Source organism: Spirosoma luteolum (assembly GCF_054778875.1).
The window spans coordinates 708,046-723,234 of record NZ_BAAGZE010000006.1; the positions used below are offsets into that span (position 1 = coordinate 708,046).

Here is a 15,189-nt window from a genome sequence, read left to right on the forward strand (position 1 = left end):
TTCGTTGGCAAACCACTTCAATTGATTAAGTACAGTCACCTTAATTGCGTACAAACCTGATACCAGTTTATTACTAGTTTTCATTTTTTTACATCGTTCAAATAAAATTGAACATTTGCCCGCTCCTGCCTACTTATTCACGCCAAGTAGTTATCTCCCAAAAAAAACCTGCCAAGGGTACGCCATTGATTCACAAACCCGTATTCAAGGCCTCCTCGTTGTTTTTTGGTTGCAGAGGTTTTCATATTACCATTAATCAATCACGCAAAAACAAACACACAAATGGTCTTTTCTACAGACAAATTGTCTAGTTTATAGACGTTAATCTGTTCATGGAAAATACCATCGATTCGGCTGGTTTGCTGCGGTAAATCATCGTGCCAATTGACAGGGCGCAGTTTGGATCACCGATCGGAACGGAATCTTTGCCGATACAATCCGTCTCCGATGCAAACGATCCTGATCCCTGTCGATTTTGGCCCCCTGGCCTATCCGTCCGTTTATTTTGGTTTCGATCTGGCCCGCCGGCTCGGGGCGCAACTCCTGCTGCTCCATGTCGTTGCCCCCGCCCCACCTATCCCCGCCGGAGTCATGCCCCTGCTCGACGAGCCGATTCGGGGAAGCCTGCTCTTCGATCAGATGCAAACCGCCATGGCCGAATGCGCAGCCACCGTTCAGCACTACCGCCGGCAGCAGGGGTATCTGGACGTTCCGTTTGAGACCGATGTGCGGGTGGGGCCGGTGGTCGATACCATCCTGCACGAAGCAGAAACCGCTATCTGCGCCGGCATCATCATGGGTACCACGGGAGCCACTACCCGCTGGCAGCGCTGCATTGGCTCCGTGACGTCGGGGGTCGCCCAACGGGTCAGCCGCCCGCTCTGGATTATACCCGGTCCTGTATCGCTTCAGCCTATCCACTCTATTGCTTACTTCGCCGACCTGCGCGGCAACGAGTTCAGCTGCATTCATCGATTGCTGAACCTGAGCAGTCTGCTCCATGCCCGGCTGGAGGTCGTGCACGTTTCGCCACCCGATGAGGCCGCGTTGACGGTTTCGGAAGCCTTCATCCAGGCGTTCGAGCAGGCCATGCCCGCCGACCGCCTGACGTTTCAGCATCTGGCCTATGATTCGGTGCCGGGTTGCCTCGAAGCCTACGTGCAGCGGCATCAGCCCGATATGCTTGTGCTGGCTCACCAAGACCGAACATTCCTCGACACTATTTTCCACAAAAGCCTGGTCCGGCACGTTTCACTTACCGCCCGGCGGCTGGTACTGATTATCCCGAAAAGTCCTCTAGTGCATCACGCCAGAGCCTGACTGAACCGAAACCCAACCGTTCAGACTATTTGCTTCTTCTTATTAAAATTTTTTAAAAACTTAGTCGTACCTTTTGCCGCCCGTCCTGCGGGCCTTTCAGTTTCGTTCCAGTGCCTAACGACCCCAAACATTCATGAATCGATTGCTCACGATCGGCCTGCTGGCGGCCGGTATCCTGACCGTACGACCCAGCCTGCGGGCGCAACCCGCCAAACCAGCCGGTTATGTTATCATTGGCTACCTTACGGGCAGCGGCTGGACCAAAGAACAGGTCGAAGCCCAGAAAATGACCCACATCAACTACGCCTTTGCCGAGCCGGCGGCCAATGGCGAACTGGCCCCGCTGACGGCTAAGGACTCGGCCAACCTGGCGGCTCTTACATCGCTGCGGTCGGTCAACAAAGACCTTAAAATCCTGATCTCGATTGGCGGCTGGGGCGGGTGCAAATACTTCTCGAACGTGGCGCTCGACGAGGCCGCCCGTTCGCTTTTTACCAAAAGCTGCCTGGCCGTGCTGCGCAAGCACAAACTCGACGGCATCGACATCGACTGGGAGTACCCGGCGCAACCGGGCGCGGGCAATATCTACCGCCCCGAAGACAAACAGAACTATACGCTGCTGTTTAAAGCCCTGCGCGCGGGCCTCGACGAGCAGGGACAGCGCGACCGGCGTACCGGTGCCAACCACTACCTGCTGACTACGGCAACCGGCGTCGATACGGCCTTTGTGAACCATACCGAACTGGGGAAAGCGCAGCAGTACCTCGACTTCGTCAACATCATGACCTACGACATTTACCACGGCAACGACAAGGTGACGGGGCATCACAGCAATCTGTACCAGTCGAAGTCGGGCAATCAGTCGCGCAACAGCATGGCCGACGGCGTGGAAGGTCACATCCGGGCGGGTGTGCCGGTGAGCAAAATCGTGCTGGGCCTCCCCTTCTACGGCCGGGGCTGGCACGACGTAGCCGATAAGAACCGGGGCCTCTACCAGCCCTCGACCGGGAAGCATGATTTTATTGGTTACGACGTACTGGTCGATCAGTATATCAACAAAAACGGCTTTACCCGCTACTGGGACGACGACGCCAAGTCGCCCTACCTCTGGAATCCAACGAGCCATACCTTTATTTCCTACGCCGATCCCGAAACGTTTGCCTCGCGCATCGACTTCGTCAAACGCAGGGGGCTGGCGGGCGTCATGTTCTGGGAGTATGTCTATGAGTTACAGCAGAAAAAGCTGCTCAACACCCTTGTCAACGGGCTTCCGCTGCGCCGTCAGCAGCCCTAGCCTGAACGGCTGCCCGTACCAGAGAGCCATTCCGGAAGCCCCGCCCCACTGAGTAAGTCGGGCGGGGCTTCCTCTTTCTAGGACGGCCATGGCCCTGTTTTCAGGCGGAACCATCGGCTGGCTTTTTGTCTTATACCAGCCATGTCTGCACTCATCACCTGCTTCGGCGAAATGCTCTGGGACCTGCTACCCGGTACGCGGCAACCCGGCGGAGCCCCCATGAACCTGGCCACCAGTCTGCATAGCCTTGGCCTCGACACCCGACTCATCAGCTGTGTGGGCACCGACACGCCCGGCACCGAACTGCTCGCGTTTCTGAGCAGACGGGGCCTCTCAACGGATTTTATCCAGACCACCCCCCACTACCCGACCGGACAGGCCCGGGCTGCGGTTTCGGCCAGTCAGGAAGTGCTCTACACCGTATCGCAGCCGGCCGCCTGGGATTACATCGAGTGGTCGCCCGCGCTGAGCAGTCTCGTACGCCGGTCGGATCTGTTTGTTTACGGCAGCCTCACGGCCCGCAACGCCTGTAGCCACGATACCCTGCTGGCGCTGCTGGCCGACGCGCCCCGCACGGTTTTCGATCTGAACCTGCGCCAGCCTTACGACGATCAGGATACTATCGAGTTGCTGATCCGGCAGGCCGACATCGCCAAACTGAACGAGCATGAACTGGTCGAGCTCTCGGGCTGGTATGACTACGAAACCGATCTGGAGCAGGCCATGCGGCAGGTACACGCCCGCTACGGCCTCGACGTGCTGTGCGTAACGCTGGGCAACCGGGGGGCGGCCCTGCTCGACAAGCGGGGTTTTGTACAGCAGCCGGCGATGGACGTTCCGGTGGTCGATGCCATTGGCGGGGGCGATGCGTTTCTGGCGGGCCTGCTGCATCAGCTGCTGGCGGGTGCCCCGGCCCGGCAAACCCTGGCCTTTGCCTGTGCTGCGGGGGCCTACGTGGTTTCGCAGCAGGGCGCCAACCCACCCTTCACCGCCGACACGATCCGGCAATTCCAGTGTCCGCGCTAAGCCCGACCCCATGACCGATCAACAACCAACCGGCAACCCCGAACTGCTGCGCGAGCTGCTCCACTACCGGATGCCCTACGGCAAACACAAAGACCAACTCCTGCGGAGTTTGCCCATGCCTTACCTCGAGTGGTTTGTGCGGAAAGGCCTTCCTGCCGGCAAACTTGGCTTACTGCTGCAAACGCTTTACGACATCAGACTAAACGGCCTCGACTACCTGCTCGACGGGCTGGCTGCCCAAAAATAAGCCCCTGCTGTGGGCAGGGGCTGGTTACGGATTGGTCTAGAACAGCTTTTCGTTGGGCGGTTTGACACCCTTCAGCCGGATGTAGACCGTTGTCTGACCCCGGTGGTGCGTCTGGTGCTCGAAGGCTTTGTCGAGCACCACCTCGCGGGTCATTTCGCGGGGGCCCATCTTTACGGTTTCGGCCAGCTGCGCGTCGCTCAGGTCGTTGAGGCCGGCCAGCACGAAGTCGTAGCTGTCCATGACCGCTTTGGTCAGGGCGGCCTTCGTTTTCAGCTCGCTCATTTCCTCCATTTTCTTGCCCTGCATGGGGCTGGCCTTGCCCGAGGCCAGTGCGCCAAAGTTGTAATTGGCGTTGGCCAGGTGCAGCATCTGTTCGGCAAACGAGCGAATCTCGGGCGTCGGCTTAAAGTTGACACCGTCTTCGGGCATGGCATCCAGATACTCTTTGGTGTACTCTTTGGCGCGCTGCCAGTCGGCGATCCGTTGCGTGCGCCCCACCGCGGGAACGGTTGCCCAGGCCGCTGAGCAGAAAAACAGCAGCCCAATCAGGCTGACTAACAGGGTAACAGGTTTCGGGTAGTGCATTGGTTCAGGGGGTTTATGAACGGGCAAGCTACCCATTTTTTCGTTCGAACAGTCAGGGGTCTTATCGCCTGGTAAAGCGCCGAACCTCAACCGGCCGGCCAACGCCTTCGACAGGCAGCTCGAGCGGTGAGGACGATTCCTGCCCACCAAGGTCGACCGTTATGGATTTGACCAGCACGCGCGGCAGCCGGCTGCAGTCCTGCACCTGTACCGTATAGCGCCCGGCGGGCAGATGAAACAGAAACTGACCATCGGCCTGGGGTCCGATCGACGCCAGCCGCTGCTGGTCGGTATGGCCATACACCTCGACCAGAAACCGATCGTACCGGCAGGGCTCACTGGCGTAACTGCCCGCCGGCTGCTGGCAGCGCAGCCGACCGCGCAGCCCAAACGTGCGGGCCAGCGGCACCTCCCGACTCACCGGGCCACTCACGGGCAGCGTCTGATCGAACAGCACCGGGTCGCCAACGCGACTGGCCCAGAGCGTCGAAACGTGGTACAGACCCGGCGGCAGATGCCGGTAGCTGATGCGCCCCCGGCTGTTGGTAAACAGGGTGTTGCCGTTTACCCGCACCAGCAGGCTGTCCATCCAGGGTTCGCCGGTTTCGCGACGCCCGTTGCCATTCAGGTCCTGATAAAACGTCAAGTCCAGTTGCCCGTTCCGGCGCCCCCGGGACTTGCGAAACGTTTTGCTGACTTCGAGCCGATACTGGCTGAACGCGTATTCGGGCCGCTCGGCATAGGGGCTGCCGCTTCCCGTGAGGTTCAGCGTCAGGGTAGGCGTTACATCGTAGAACACCTGCCCTACGGCCGTGTAGCGCGACTCGTTGGTCGTTTCGCTGTGGCTGTAGCTAAGCCCGACCGAGCCCCGCAGCTGCCGCCACTGCATGGCGTAGGTCGGCGTAATCGACAGCAGCCGCAGATCGGCCGGGTTGCGGTTTTGCAGGTCGAACAGGTAATAAGGCCCCCGCTGCAGGTAGCCCAGCAGGCTGAATGCGCCAACCTGCGCCATAACCGTGAAGCGCTCGCTGCGATAGCCCGACGCGCCCGGTTCAGATCGGTTATAGAGCAGGCCCAGATCATACGAGAAGTCGATATGCTGCCCGGCTCCCCGGTACACCGCTACATTGGGCACCAGCCGGTACGATTCAGTGCGCTGACTGCCCGGACTGTTGCGGTCGTGCTGCGCAAAATAATAGGGACGCAATCCGAGCATCAGACTGCCGACTCGCTGCGTGACTCCGGCTTCGGCCACCACATTGCCGTAGCCAACCCGCCGGGCATCGACCGGACTGCTGAACACCAGCCGGTCGTAGTCGATGTAATTCAGCCGGGCCAGCAGGTTGGTGCGGGGAGTCGGTGCCCAGAACAACTGACCGTAGAGCAGCGTAGCCCCCCGCTGAATACCCGAATAAGCCGGACTGCTTTTGTAGGCCCGCACCTGCGCACTGAACCGCTCCTGCTGGTAGGTGTAGTGAAGCTGCCCCGCCCAGCCATGGGTGGCCGCGCGGTCGGGACGCTGGCGGGCAAACTCGCTGCTCTGGCCCAGCAACAGCTGCACCCGGTGGTGTTCGCCGGCATCGTACCGGAAGCTGCCGTAGTGCAGCCAGCCGGCGCGGTGCGTAATCTGCTGCGTGAAAAAACTACTGCTCAGGGCATAGCTGGCCCCCGGCAGGCGATCGAGCTGCCGATCGTAACGGGCCGAAAAGACGTTGCCCGTCCAGGCGTCGCCGGCCGTCTGAAGCCAGTTGGGATTGGGGTTTACGGCCCACAGGGTGAGTTGTTCGCGCGCGTCGCCCAGGGCCACGCGCAGCCCCCGGCCGAACAGCGGGAGTTCGTGGTAATCGTAGAGCGTACCCAACCGGGCCGCCAGCCGCCGGGCCGTCAGACCCACGTAGGAGTTCTGCAGTTGCTGGATGTGGTCGGAGCCGTAATTGAGGTAGTTGAGCTGAAAGTCGAGCTGCGCCCGGCCGATGGAGTCGATGCCCCAGACCCGCAGTTCCCGGGCCCACTGCTGCGTGTTGTTGCGGGCCAGGGCCGTTGCTACCCCATAGCCGGGCTGCCGATCGTCGTAACCCGCCACGTATCGTTTCTGGTCGGTGGCTACCACCAGCCGGTACATCAGTGAGCCCGTAATCTGGCCCTGCCCGTCGCGCAGCGTCACCACCAGCTCATAGGGCAAGTCGACCGACCAGCGCACCAGCGGCCGCAGGGGTATATACAGGCTCGTATCCTGACCCGATCGAAGCAGCACCGGCAGGGGCATGCCCGCCCGGTTGAGCCCTTCCGGCATCGAGGCTATATCGATTGTGTAGCGGGCCGATGTGGGCCGATTATGTACCAGCCGAATGGGCAGGCGCCCGGGTTCGCCGGCGGCCAGCAGCACCAGCGTTTCTTCGGGCTGCGAGAGGGTTACGGCGGCCTGCCGCCTGCCAACAACCTGAACCCAGAACCGAAAGCTTCGCTGCCCGCCCCCATCGTCGTAAACGGTCAGATCGATGGGCTCGGCACCGGCCGCGACGGCCTGACTGACGAGCCCTTTCAGCAGCACGGTCGTGGTTTCGCCCGGGGCCAATCGCCGGGCGTCGGGTACACTCGATACCAGCTGAACAGCACGGGGCAGCCGCAGCGACAGGCGAATCGTCTGCGGTTCCGCACCCACGTTCTGCACCGTAAGCCGATTAATAAAGGTAGCACCAACCGCGGCCGAAACCGTATCCCGGAGCAGTGTACTTTTTATATACTGCGCCCGACTTTTTTGCGCGCTGGCTACCCAAAAAAGCGCCTGTATAACAAAAACAAAACGCCAGCTATATGCAGATTTATATCTGCTTCCGATGAACAGATGAACTAGTCTCATAATGGCGTAGATGTTCATGTATTGCATTGAACAAACTAACCCCCAAGGGTTTAGCAGCACATAACCATCAGACCACTGCAAAAGGTTAGCCAATCGAACGATCAGCTATTTTCAAATTTTCTTAAAATAAACTCCATATATAGAAGCAACTTTTTTTATGTCATTTATTTATTTTTTTACACACCAATTGCACAGTTTTTGGTATGCATTAATCTAGTAAATCATTCTTTTCATGTTCACACATTTTCTAGATAAGCTATGCGTACATCAATCAAATCGATCCTTGGCATTACGGCGCTGGCATTCGCCGGATTAGCCTTTTCGGCCCCTGCGGCTCAGGCCCAGTTGACCAGCGGCAACGCCATCGTTACGGTTACCGTGGCCGATGTACTGGCGCTGCAGGTAGCCAACCCGGCCGTGGCCCTCTCGCTCGGCAGCGTTACCGACCTCGCCAATGGCAGCACATTCACGGCTACGGCACAGTTGGTGGCCAACAGCAACCGGGCTTTCGACATCAAGGTCAAATCAGACGGTGATCTGGTAGGAACACTGACGGCAGCTGGCAGCAGCATTCCGATCGCGAATCTGCGGGTACAGGCATCGCCAACGCTGGCCAACACCTTTACAACGGCACTGACCATGTCGAGCTCCGACCAGCTGCTCATTACGAATGCCACCGCCGGTCTGGCCAAAGCCTACGATGTAAAGTATTCGATGGTAGCCGGCTCGTCGGACTACAACGTACCGACCGGTGCTTACATCGCCACGCTGACTTATTCCATTTCGGCCCACTAGCCGCTGCTTTCTTTCGTCCGCGCCATGCATTTCCGCCCCCTGCTCAGCCGTAGCGGGCTTGTTATCCTGCTGGGTCTGACCGTCTTCTTCGACGGTTGGGCCCAGGTGGGGTTTCAGGCCTCCCCTGTCCGGCTTTACTTTGAACAGCACAAACCCGGCGATCAGACGCAGGTGGTGCACATCACCAATACCGAACCCAGACGGCTGGTTCTGCAGGCCGGCTGCGCCGACTGGCGTCGGGATTCGACGGGCAACAAACAGTTTTTTCCGGCCGGCACCCTGCCGGCTTCCTGCTGCGCCATGGTACAGGTATCGCCTTCGGTCATCGAACTGGGGCCCGGCGAAAAAAAGGATGTGCTGGTTACGATGCGCCCGACGCCCGATGCCACCCGGCAGGGCATCCGGCACGGTATGCTCCTGCTTACCCAGATCAATGAGCGCGAGGGGATGGGGCCGAATGCCACATCGCAGGTCGTTATCCGGGGCGAAATCGGCATTCATCTGTATCTGACCCCGGCCGAGAGCGCTGGCCCGGATATTGCCATTGCCGACATGTCGGTGCTGACCCGGGGGAAAGAGCAGCAGCTGGTGGTGCTGGTGCAGAACAAAGGCGGCACCCTGCTCGAAAGCAACCTGCGCCTGGAATACCTGAATCAGGACACCATGCAGGAAGTGAAAGCCGCCCCCGTGCCCGTCAATACCATGCCCAACGATGCCATTCGGGTTAGTGCGGTGGTGCCGGCAACGCTGCCAAAAGGCAATTACCTGGTGGTCGCCATTCTGGACAGTGGTCCGTCGCTGCCGCTGAAAGTGGCCGAACTCGAAACAACGCTTAAGTAGTATGACTAGTCTCCGTCGGTTTCTATGCCTGGCTTTACTGCTCGTGGCGGCAAAGGGATTTGCCCAGCCCTACGTTGCCCCCATGGCCGACCTACCCGACGGCCCCCAGGCTGCCCCCACGGCGCTTGGCATCACGATTCTGAGCAATCCTACCCTGGCGTTCACCACCCTGGCCGATTACCAGAACGGCATCCAGCTGGATCACAATACCCTGCAGCTCACCGTATCGCTGGGGCTAAGCTGGTCTATTCAGGTGCGGGCCTCCGGCGACCTGACCGCGGGCGTCAACACCATTCCGGTCTCGGCCCTGGGCGTGCGGCCAATCAGCCTGAGTAGCCGTCCCGAGATTCAGCTGAACACAACCAATCAGGTACTGGCAACCGGTACGGCGCTATCGGCGCTGACCAATGCGCTGATGGTGATCCGCTACCGCACCATCACGCCCTCGGCTTTCCTGAAACCAGCCGGCAATTACACCACCACCCTGACGTTTACCTACACGGCCCTCTAGCCTCAGACGGTCTGGGAAAAGAGCGGAGTACCCGCGGGCTTCGCCATCAGGTAGCGGTCGAGCGCCATGCAGATGGTACGCACGTAGGGTTTACCGGCCGGCAGAACGCGCAGTTCCGACGCCGAATAGTCGATCAGGCCATCGACCCGGAATGGCTCAAGGCGTTGGATCAGGGCATCCCACTCCGCATCTGTCAGGTCGTTGCGCAGCAACGGAGCGCGAAAGCGGCACATCAACCCCATAATCTGGCGCCGTACCCGGCGATCGGCCGGGGTGAGCAGATGCCCCCGCATCACGGGCAGTTCGCCCCGTGCCACCCGCGCCTGATAGGCTTCTATCGCTTTCTCGTTCTGCATAAACGCCGTGCCCACGTCGCTGATGGCCGAAACGCCCAGCCCGATAAGCACCTGCGTGCGGCTGGTGGTGTACCCCATGAAGTTACGATGCAGCGTACCCGCCTGCGCAGCCTGCCAGAGCGGATCGGCCGGCAGCGCAAAATGATCCAGGCCGATTTCGTGGTAGCCAGCCTCCGTGAGCTGGCTGCGGGCGGCATCGTAGAGCGCCAGTCGCTCGGAACCCGTAGGCAGATCGGCCTCGCGGAAGCCGCGCTGCCCCGTACCCTTCACCCACGGCACGTGGGCGTAGCCGTAGAGCGACAGCCGGTCGGGGCGCAGGCGCAGGGTGTGCCCGATGGTGGTCTGGATCGACGCGATTTGCTGAAACGGCAGCCCATACACCAGGTCGTGGCTGACAGACGTATAGCCAATGGCCCGCGCCTTCTCCGTAACGGCCTGCACCTGCCCGACCGACTGCCGCCGGTGAATGGCCCGCTGCACCACCGGATCGTAGTCCTGCACGCCGAAACTGACGCGCCGAAAGCCGGCATCGAACAAAACCTGCAGATGCTGGGGGGTGGTATTGCCGGGGTGCCCCTCCCAGCCAAAATCGGGCCATTCGACCGGATCGGCAAGCGCCATCAGGCCATCCAGCAGCCGTTTCAGCTGGGCAGGCGCGAAAAAGCTGGGCGTTCCTCCGCCCAGGTGCAGCTCGGCCAGCCGCGGCCGCTCCGGAAACCACGCACAATACAGCGCCCACTCGGCCAGCACGGTGTCGATATACGGTATTTCGACACCGTGGTTGCGGGTAATGCGCTTGTTGCAGCCGCAGAACGTACAGAGGCTTTCGCAATACGGGAGGTGGATGTACAGGCTGATACCGTTGGTGTAGTTGCTCTCGGCAAAGGCGGTGGTCAGGCGCTGCTGCCAGCCCGACGGACAGAAAGCCACTGTATTCCAGAAGGGTACGGTCGGGTAGCTGGTGTAGCGCGGACCAGCCACGTTGTATTTGGCAGTAAGGGAAGCAGTCATGGAGCGGGGCCGCCCGGCTGGTGGGCAGCAACACCGCAAAAATCGGTGCGCTGACCAGGCGGCTAAGCGACCAGAATCAGGCCTCGGGCTGATTTACGTCAGCGGGTCGGGCAGCGCACCAAAACACCTTTGCCAAACTTTTGGCCCGCATGATCCCCGTTTCATCCGCTCCAGCCCGCTGCTACCACTGCGGCACCGACTGCCCCCCGGGCAGTGACCCGCTCCTCATCGACGACAAAGCGTTTTGCTGCCTGGGCTGCCAGACCGTGTATTCGGTGCTGAGCGCCAGCCAGCTTTGCCAGTATTACGAGCTGAGCCAGGGCGACGCCCCCGGCCGGGCAGCCATTGCCCCCGCCCTCGACCGGTTTGCCAGCCTCGACCACCCCGACATTGCCGCCCAGCTGCTCGACTTCCGGAGCGATACGGTGGCCCACGTTACGTTTTTTGTACCGGCCATTCACTGCTCGGCCTGCCTGTGGCTCCTCGAGCACCTCTACCGCATCGAACCCGCCATTTCACAAACGCGCGTCGATTTTCTGAAGAAACAGGTGCAGCTGGTCTTCGACCCGGCGCAGCTGACCCTGCGCCAGGTGGCCGAACAGCTCACGGCCCTCGGCTACGAGCCGCTCCTCAGCCTGACCGATGTGGTGCAGGCAGGCAAACGCACCACAAACCGCGCCCTGCTTTATCGCCTGGCAGTGGCCGGCTTTGGGGCGGGCAACATCATGCTGTTCAGCTTTCCCGAATACCTGGGCCTCGACGATCCGGCGTTTCGGCACTGGTTCGGACTCATCAACCTGATTCTGGCAACGCCGGTGGTTTTTTATGCTGGGTCGGGCTACTTCAAATCGGTCTGGAGCAGCCTGCGCCACGGCCTCATCAACATCGACGTGCCGATCCTGCTGGGGATTCTGGTGGCCTACGGGCGCGGTGCCTACGAGGTACTGGTGCTGGGCGGGGCCGGCTATTTCGACTCGGTGGCGGGGCTGATCTTTTTCCTGCTCTGCGGGCACTGGTTCCAGCAGCGCACCTACGACTTTCTGGCGTTCGACCGCGACTACAAGGCTTATTTTCCGCTGGCTGTACAGCAGCTCACCCCCACGGGCGACGAACAGACGGTACCGGTAGCCGACCTGCGCCCCGGCGACCGAATCCGGGTGCGCCACGGCGATCTGATTCCGGCCGATGCGCTGCTCTACCGGGGGGAGGGCCTCATCGACTATTCGTTTGCTACCGGCGAATCGCGGCCCGAACGGCGCGAGCCGGGGGCACTGCTGTATGCGGGCGGGCGGCAACTGGGAGGCAGTATCGACCTCGAACTGGTGAAGGCCGTATCGCAGAGCTACCTTACCCAGCTCTGGAATAACGACGCTTTTCGGGAGCGCCCGGCCAGCCGGGCACGCACCTTTGCCGATGCCGTTGGCACTTACTTTACCCTGACGGTGCTTGCGCTGGCCACCCTGATCGGAGCCTACTGGTATGTCGTGGCTGGGCAACCGGCCACGGCGGTCAACGCCTTTACGGCCGTGCTCATTGTGGCCTGTCCCTGCGTGTTGTCGCTGTCGTACCCGGTGGCGCTGGGCCACGGGCTGCGCCGGCTCAGCCAGTTGGGCCTTTACCTTAAACAGGCCGGCGTGATCGAGCAGCTGGCGGCCTGCGACACCATCGTATTCGACAAAACCGGTACGCTCACCACCACCGACACCGTCTCGGAACACTTCTCGCCCACCCTTACCGATACCGAGCGCCGGCAGATCGGGGCCCTCATCAGTCAGTCGGCCCACCCGCTGAGTTTGCAGCTCCGGCAACACCTGGGCGACGCATCGGCGGTGGCGGTAGCGCAGTTTTGCGAAACGCCCGGGCAGGGCCTGTCGGGCCGGGTCGATACCCACCAGCTCTGCGCCGGCCGGGCGTCGTTTGTCGGGCCGGCGCTGGATGCCGCCGACGACCGTACCGAGTCGGCGGTACACATCAGCATCGACGGTCTGTACCGGGGGCATTTCCGGTTTGCCGGGCAGTGGCGGCCCGGTCTGGCGGCCCTGCTCGATACCCTGCAGCAGCGCGGCTACCGGCTTTTTCTGCTCTCCGGCGATTCGGCCGGCAGCCGCAGCAGCTGGCAGCCCTGGTTTGCCGACCATAACCTGCAGTTTGGCGCCACCCCAACCGGGAAACTCGGGTTTATTCGGCAGCTGCAGCAGGCGGGGCACCGGGTGCTGATGATTGGCGACGGTCTCAACGATGCCGGGGCGCTCAAACAGGCCGATACCGGCATCGCCCTGACCGACGATACACTCCGGTTCACCCCCGCCAGCGACGCCATTCTCGATGCCCGCTCCCTCACCCTGGTACCGGCCATACTCCGCTACAGCCGGTTTGCCATGCGCCTGATCCAGGGCAGCTTCGTCATGTCGCTGGGGTATAACCTCGTGGGGCTGTCGTTTGCCGCCACGGGCCAGCTCGCTCCAGTAGTAGCAGCCATACTGATGCCCCTCAGTTCGGCAACCATGGTGCTCATCGGTACGGTGGGCATGCGCAGCCGGCGCCTAGAAAACCCCGCCCCACAGCCCCTTCAGCGGTCGGTGCGGTAGCGGCTCAGAAACGGAAGCCGGGCGCTTACGGCCTGCAGCCAGGCGCGGGAAAGCCATTCGTGCGCAAATACGGTTGGGTGGATACCATCCCAGATCCAGTAAGGCGCTGGTTTTCGGGCCATGGCCCGCTCCAGCACCGCCGGATAGTCGACCAGTACGGCATCGAATTCGGCAGCCAGCCGGCGCACAACCGCCTGCCGCTGCGCTACATCGGCGCGCCAGAAATCCCAGTTGTCGGCCAGCGGCCCCACGGGGTAAGCAAACGGCAGCCCGAGCACCAGCAGCTGACGGGGTTGCTGCGCGCGGCTCTCGGTTAGCAGCTGCCGGTACATAATTTCGAATTGGGCGGGGGTGGTGGCGCGGGCGGGCTCGTGCAGCGTGGCCCAGGCATCGTTGATCCCGATCAGGATACTCAGCACATCGGGCTTCAGCGCCAGCGTATCGGTAGCCCAGCGCTGGTGCAGGTCGCCGATGGTATTGCCGCTAATGCCCCGGTTGTAGAACTGACAATCGCGCTCCGGAAAGTCGGCCCCGATGCGGCTGGCCACGCCATAGGCATAGCCGTGCCCCAGCGTATGGTTCGGGTCGGCGGTTCGGCCCCGGTTGCCATCGGTGATCGAATCGCCCTGAAACAGGAACGTCAGCCCCTGCTCGGCGGGCGGGATAAGCCGGGCCGGACCAGCGGCTGCCAGCGCCAGTCCGGCCCGGGTGTTGAGCGATACAAACGTGCGTCTGTGCATCCTATTGATCCGTGCATTAGTTCGTAAAGCCGCTAGCTCATAGTGATGGCCTTAACGATTCCACAATATACACTGCGCAATGGCAAAATTTACAGATTTGCTCGCGAGGCAATAACTACGCTAAAAGAGTTGCTGTATGCCCCTTTCTCACCAATTATAGCCCAATAGTACTTACAACTAATCTAATTATATGTAATGGAAGACCCTTTTACTGTTTTTAGAACTTGATATTAAATACCAGAGGGAACATTAGGCGTTACAGAATTGGCGTATTACTTAGTGTAGGCTGAATAGTAACGTCTATTTAAGCTAGAGTATCGTAAGCCATTAGATTAAATGATCAATGGAAGGCAGGATAGTTTCTTCACTGTTTATACCTAGAAAGTGAAACAAATTGTGATATATTGAAAGGGTAAAAATTCAACAGTTTTATCTACTCTGGTTTCCACTCGATCGGGAAAACTTGAACCAAAGTCATTGTTGATTCTGTTTTTAATAAAATGAGCATAGGCATCTACATGAGATTCCCACATAATTCCAAAGTGTTTGTTTATAGTGTAGTGAATTCCTAGAAAAGGACTCAGGCCTAAATAGTGGTCACGTTGTTTTTCAGTATATTGGTTTGTGTTCGGTGGTAAATTATCTGATCCACTGTAGTCGTATATTAAATCCGCTCCACGCAAGAAATAGAACTTGTCGTTGATATTAGTCCTTCTTTCTAATCCAGGTCTATTTCGGATAGTAAATTTTTTTATCAATATATTATTACCAAGCGAACCTGTTTGCTTTCGAGTTATTAAGTATCCACTTATACCTAAACGGAAATACGTTTTTTCACCAGTTCTTCTTTTTATTATGAATGATCCACTTTCTCCATTAAGAATGTGTTGGGAAATTATAGTTGGTAATGTGGTCAAATGCGCTGGAGCATCAGTTGAATGTTGGCTAAATACAACCAACTCACCGAAGAAGATAGCGTATACTCATAGTCTTTAACAATGCGACGCAAATAATTA

The 15,189-nt window shown here is 59.6% G+C and carries 13 protein-coding genes and 1 pseudogene; 8 read left to right on the forward strand and 6 right to left on the reverse strand.

The window, feature by feature from the left end:
• Positions 1 to 447: 447 nt before the first annotated feature.
• The 4 genes from ACYVAC_RS13460 to ACYVAC_RS13475 all read left to right on the forward strand — a co-directional run bounded on the left by ACYVAC_RS13460 (position 448) and on the right by ACYVAC_RS13475 (position 3,887).
• Entirely contained in the window at positions 448 to 1,320 is an 873-nt protein-coding gene (locus tag ACYVAC_RS13460) for a universal stress protein (protein WP_461098208.1), read from the forward strand.
• 133 nt (positions 1,321 to 1,453) lie between these two features.
• On the forward strand, positions 1,454 to 2,614 hold the full coding sequence (locus ACYVAC_RS13465; RefSeq protein ID WP_461098209.1) for a glycoside hydrolase family 18 protein: 1,161 nt from the start codon (positions 1,454 to 1,456) through the stop codon (positions 2,612 to 2,614).
• Between the two features lie 141 nt (positions 2,615 to 2,755).
• Positions 2,756 to 3,640: a carbohydrate kinase family protein gene (locus ACYVAC_RS13470; protein WP_461098210.1), complete on the forward strand. Its 885-nt coding sequence runs from the start codon at positions 2,756 to 2,758 to the stop codon at positions 3,638 to 3,640.
• 10 nt (positions 3,641 to 3,650) lie between these two features.
• Positions 3,651 to 3,887: a DUF3820 family protein gene (locus ACYVAC_RS13475; RefSeq protein WP_461098211.1), complete on the forward strand. Its 237-nt coding sequence runs from the start codon at positions 3,651 to 3,653 to the stop codon at positions 3,885 to 3,887.
• Positions 3,888 to 3,923: 36 nt separating this feature from the next.
• Here ACYVAC_RS13475 and ACYVAC_RS13480 read toward each other — a convergent pair whose 3' ends face one another.
• Positions 3,924 to 4,472: a DinB family protein gene (locus ACYVAC_RS13480; protein WP_461098212.1), complete on the reverse strand. Its 549-nt coding sequence runs from the start codon at positions 4,470 to 4,472 to the stop codon at positions 3,924 to 3,926.
• Positions 4,473 to 4,533: 61 nt separating this feature from the next.
• Positions 4,534 to 7,134 carry a COG1470 family protein gene (locus tag ACYVAC_RS13485; RefSeq protein ID WP_461098213.1) on the reverse strand — a complete coding sequence of 867 codons (2,601 nt, stop codon included), beginning with the start codon at positions 7,132 to 7,134 and terminating at the stop codon, positions 4,534 to 4,536.
• A gap of 456 nt (positions 7,135 to 7,590) precedes the next feature.
• Here ACYVAC_RS13485 and ACYVAC_RS13490 point away from each other — a divergent pair, with 456 nt between their 5' ends.
• From ACYVAC_RS13490 to ACYVAC_RS13500, 3 genes are read left to right on the forward strand one after another with little or no spacing between them, the layout of a single operon-like run.
• Positions 7,591 to 8,127 carry a hypothetical protein gene (locus ACYVAC_RS13490; protein ID WP_461098214.1) on the forward strand — a complete coding sequence of 179 codons (537 nt, stop codon included), beginning with the start codon at positions 7,591 to 7,593 and terminating at the stop codon, positions 8,125 to 8,127.
• Between the two features lie 24 nt (positions 8,128 to 8,151).
• The gene (locus ACYVAC_RS13495) at positions 8,152 to 8,967 is read left to right on the forward strand and encodes a fimbrial biogenesis chaperone (protein ID WP_461098215.1); all 816 of its coding nucleotides are present in this window, start codon (positions 8,152 to 8,154) and stop codon (positions 8,965 to 8,967) included.
• A 1-nt stretch (position 8,968) separates the two neighbouring features.
• Positions 8,969 to 9,478, forward strand: a complete 510-nt coding sequence (locus ACYVAC_RS13500) for a hypothetical protein (protein WP_461098216.1) — start codon at positions 8,969 to 8,971, stop codon at positions 9,476 to 9,478.
• A gap of 2 nt (positions 9,479 to 9,480) precedes the next feature.
• On the opposite strand, the gene hemN is transcribed toward ACYVAC_RS13500, so the two are convergent.
• Positions 9,481 to 10,845, reverse strand: a complete 1,365-nt coding sequence (gene hemN, locus ACYVAC_RS13505) for an oxygen-independent coproporphyrinogen III oxidase (RefSeq protein WP_461098217.1) — start codon at positions 10,843 to 10,845, stop codon at positions 9,481 to 9,483.
• A 149-nt stretch (positions 10,846 to 10,994) separates the two neighbouring features.
• Between hemN and ACYVAC_RS13510 the strand changes: the two genes are divergently transcribed.
• Positions 10,995 to 13,433: a heavy metal translocating P-type ATPase gene (locus ACYVAC_RS13510; protein WP_461098218.1), complete on the forward strand. Its 2,439-nt coding sequence runs from the start codon at positions 10,995 to 10,997 to the stop codon at positions 13,431 to 13,433.
• Here the strand turns inward: ACYVAC_RS13510 and ACYVAC_RS13515 are convergent.
• The 3 genes and pseudogenes from ACYVAC_RS13515 to ACYVAC_RS13525 all read right to left on the reverse strand — a co-directional run.
• Positions 13,415 to 14,173 carry an SGNH/GDSL hydrolase family protein gene (locus ACYVAC_RS13515; protein ID WP_461098219.1) on the reverse strand — a complete coding sequence of 253 codons (759 nt, stop codon included), beginning with the start codon at positions 14,171 to 14,173 and terminating at the stop codon, positions 13,415 to 13,417. The genes ACYVAC_RS13510 and ACYVAC_RS13515 overlap by 19 nt on opposite strands.
• 377 nt (positions 14,174 to 14,550) lie before the next feature.
• Positions 14,551 to 15,090, reverse strand: coding sequence for a hypothetical protein (locus ACYVAC_RS13520; protein ID WP_461098220.1), 540 nt, complete (start codon positions 15,088 to 15,090; stop codon positions 14,551 to 14,553).
• Positions 15,087 to 15,189 (reverse strand): annotated as a pseudogene (locus ACYVAC_RS13525) (IS5 family transposase); the annotation flags it as partial. The pseudogene ACYVAC_RS13525 and the gene ACYVAC_RS13520, both read right to left, overlap by 4 nt.

Coding starts and splice junctions, on each gene's coding strand:
- ACYVAC_RS13480 (WP_461098212.1), bottom strand. CDS start 4,472: ATGCACTACCCGAAACCTGTTACCCTGTTAGTCAGCCTGATTGGGCTG.
- ACYVAC_RS13465 (WP_461098209.1), top strand. CDS start 1,454: ATGAATCGATTGCTCACGATCGGCCTGCTGGCGGCCGGTATCCTGACC.
- ACYVAC_RS13490 (WP_461098214.1), top strand. CDS start 7,591: ATGCGTACATCAATCAAATCGATCCTTGGCATTACGGCGCTGGCATTC.
- ACYVAC_RS13495 (WP_461098215.1), top strand. CDS start 8,152: ATGCATTTCCGCCCCCTGCTCAGCCGTAGCGGGCTTGTTATCCTGCTG.
- hemN (WP_461098217.1), bottom strand. CDS start 10,845: ATGACTGCTTCCCTTACTGCCAAATACAACGTGGCTGGTCCGCGCTAC.
- ACYVAC_RS13510 (WP_461098218.1), top strand. CDS start 10,995: ATGATCCCCGTTTCATCCGCTCCAGCCCGCTGCTACCACTGCGGCACC.
- ACYVAC_RS13460 (WP_461098208.1), top strand. CDS start 448: ATGCAAACGATCCTGATCCCTGTCGATTTTGGCCCCCTGGCCTATCCG.
- ACYVAC_RS13500 (WP_461098216.1), top strand. CDS start 8,969: ATGACTAGTCTCCGTCGGTTTCTATGCCTGGCTTTACTGCTCGTGGCG.
- ACYVAC_RS13515 (WP_461098219.1), bottom strand. CDS start 14,173: ATGCACAGACGCACGTTTGTATCGCTCAACACCCGGGCCGGACTGGCG.
- ACYVAC_RS13470 (WP_461098210.1), top strand. CDS start 2,756: ATGTCTGCACTCATCACCTGCTTCGGCGAAATGCTCTGGGACCTGCTA.
- ACYVAC_RS13475 (WP_461098211.1), top strand. CDS start 3,651: ATGACCGATCAACAACCAACCGGCAACCCCGAACTGCTGCGCGAGCTG.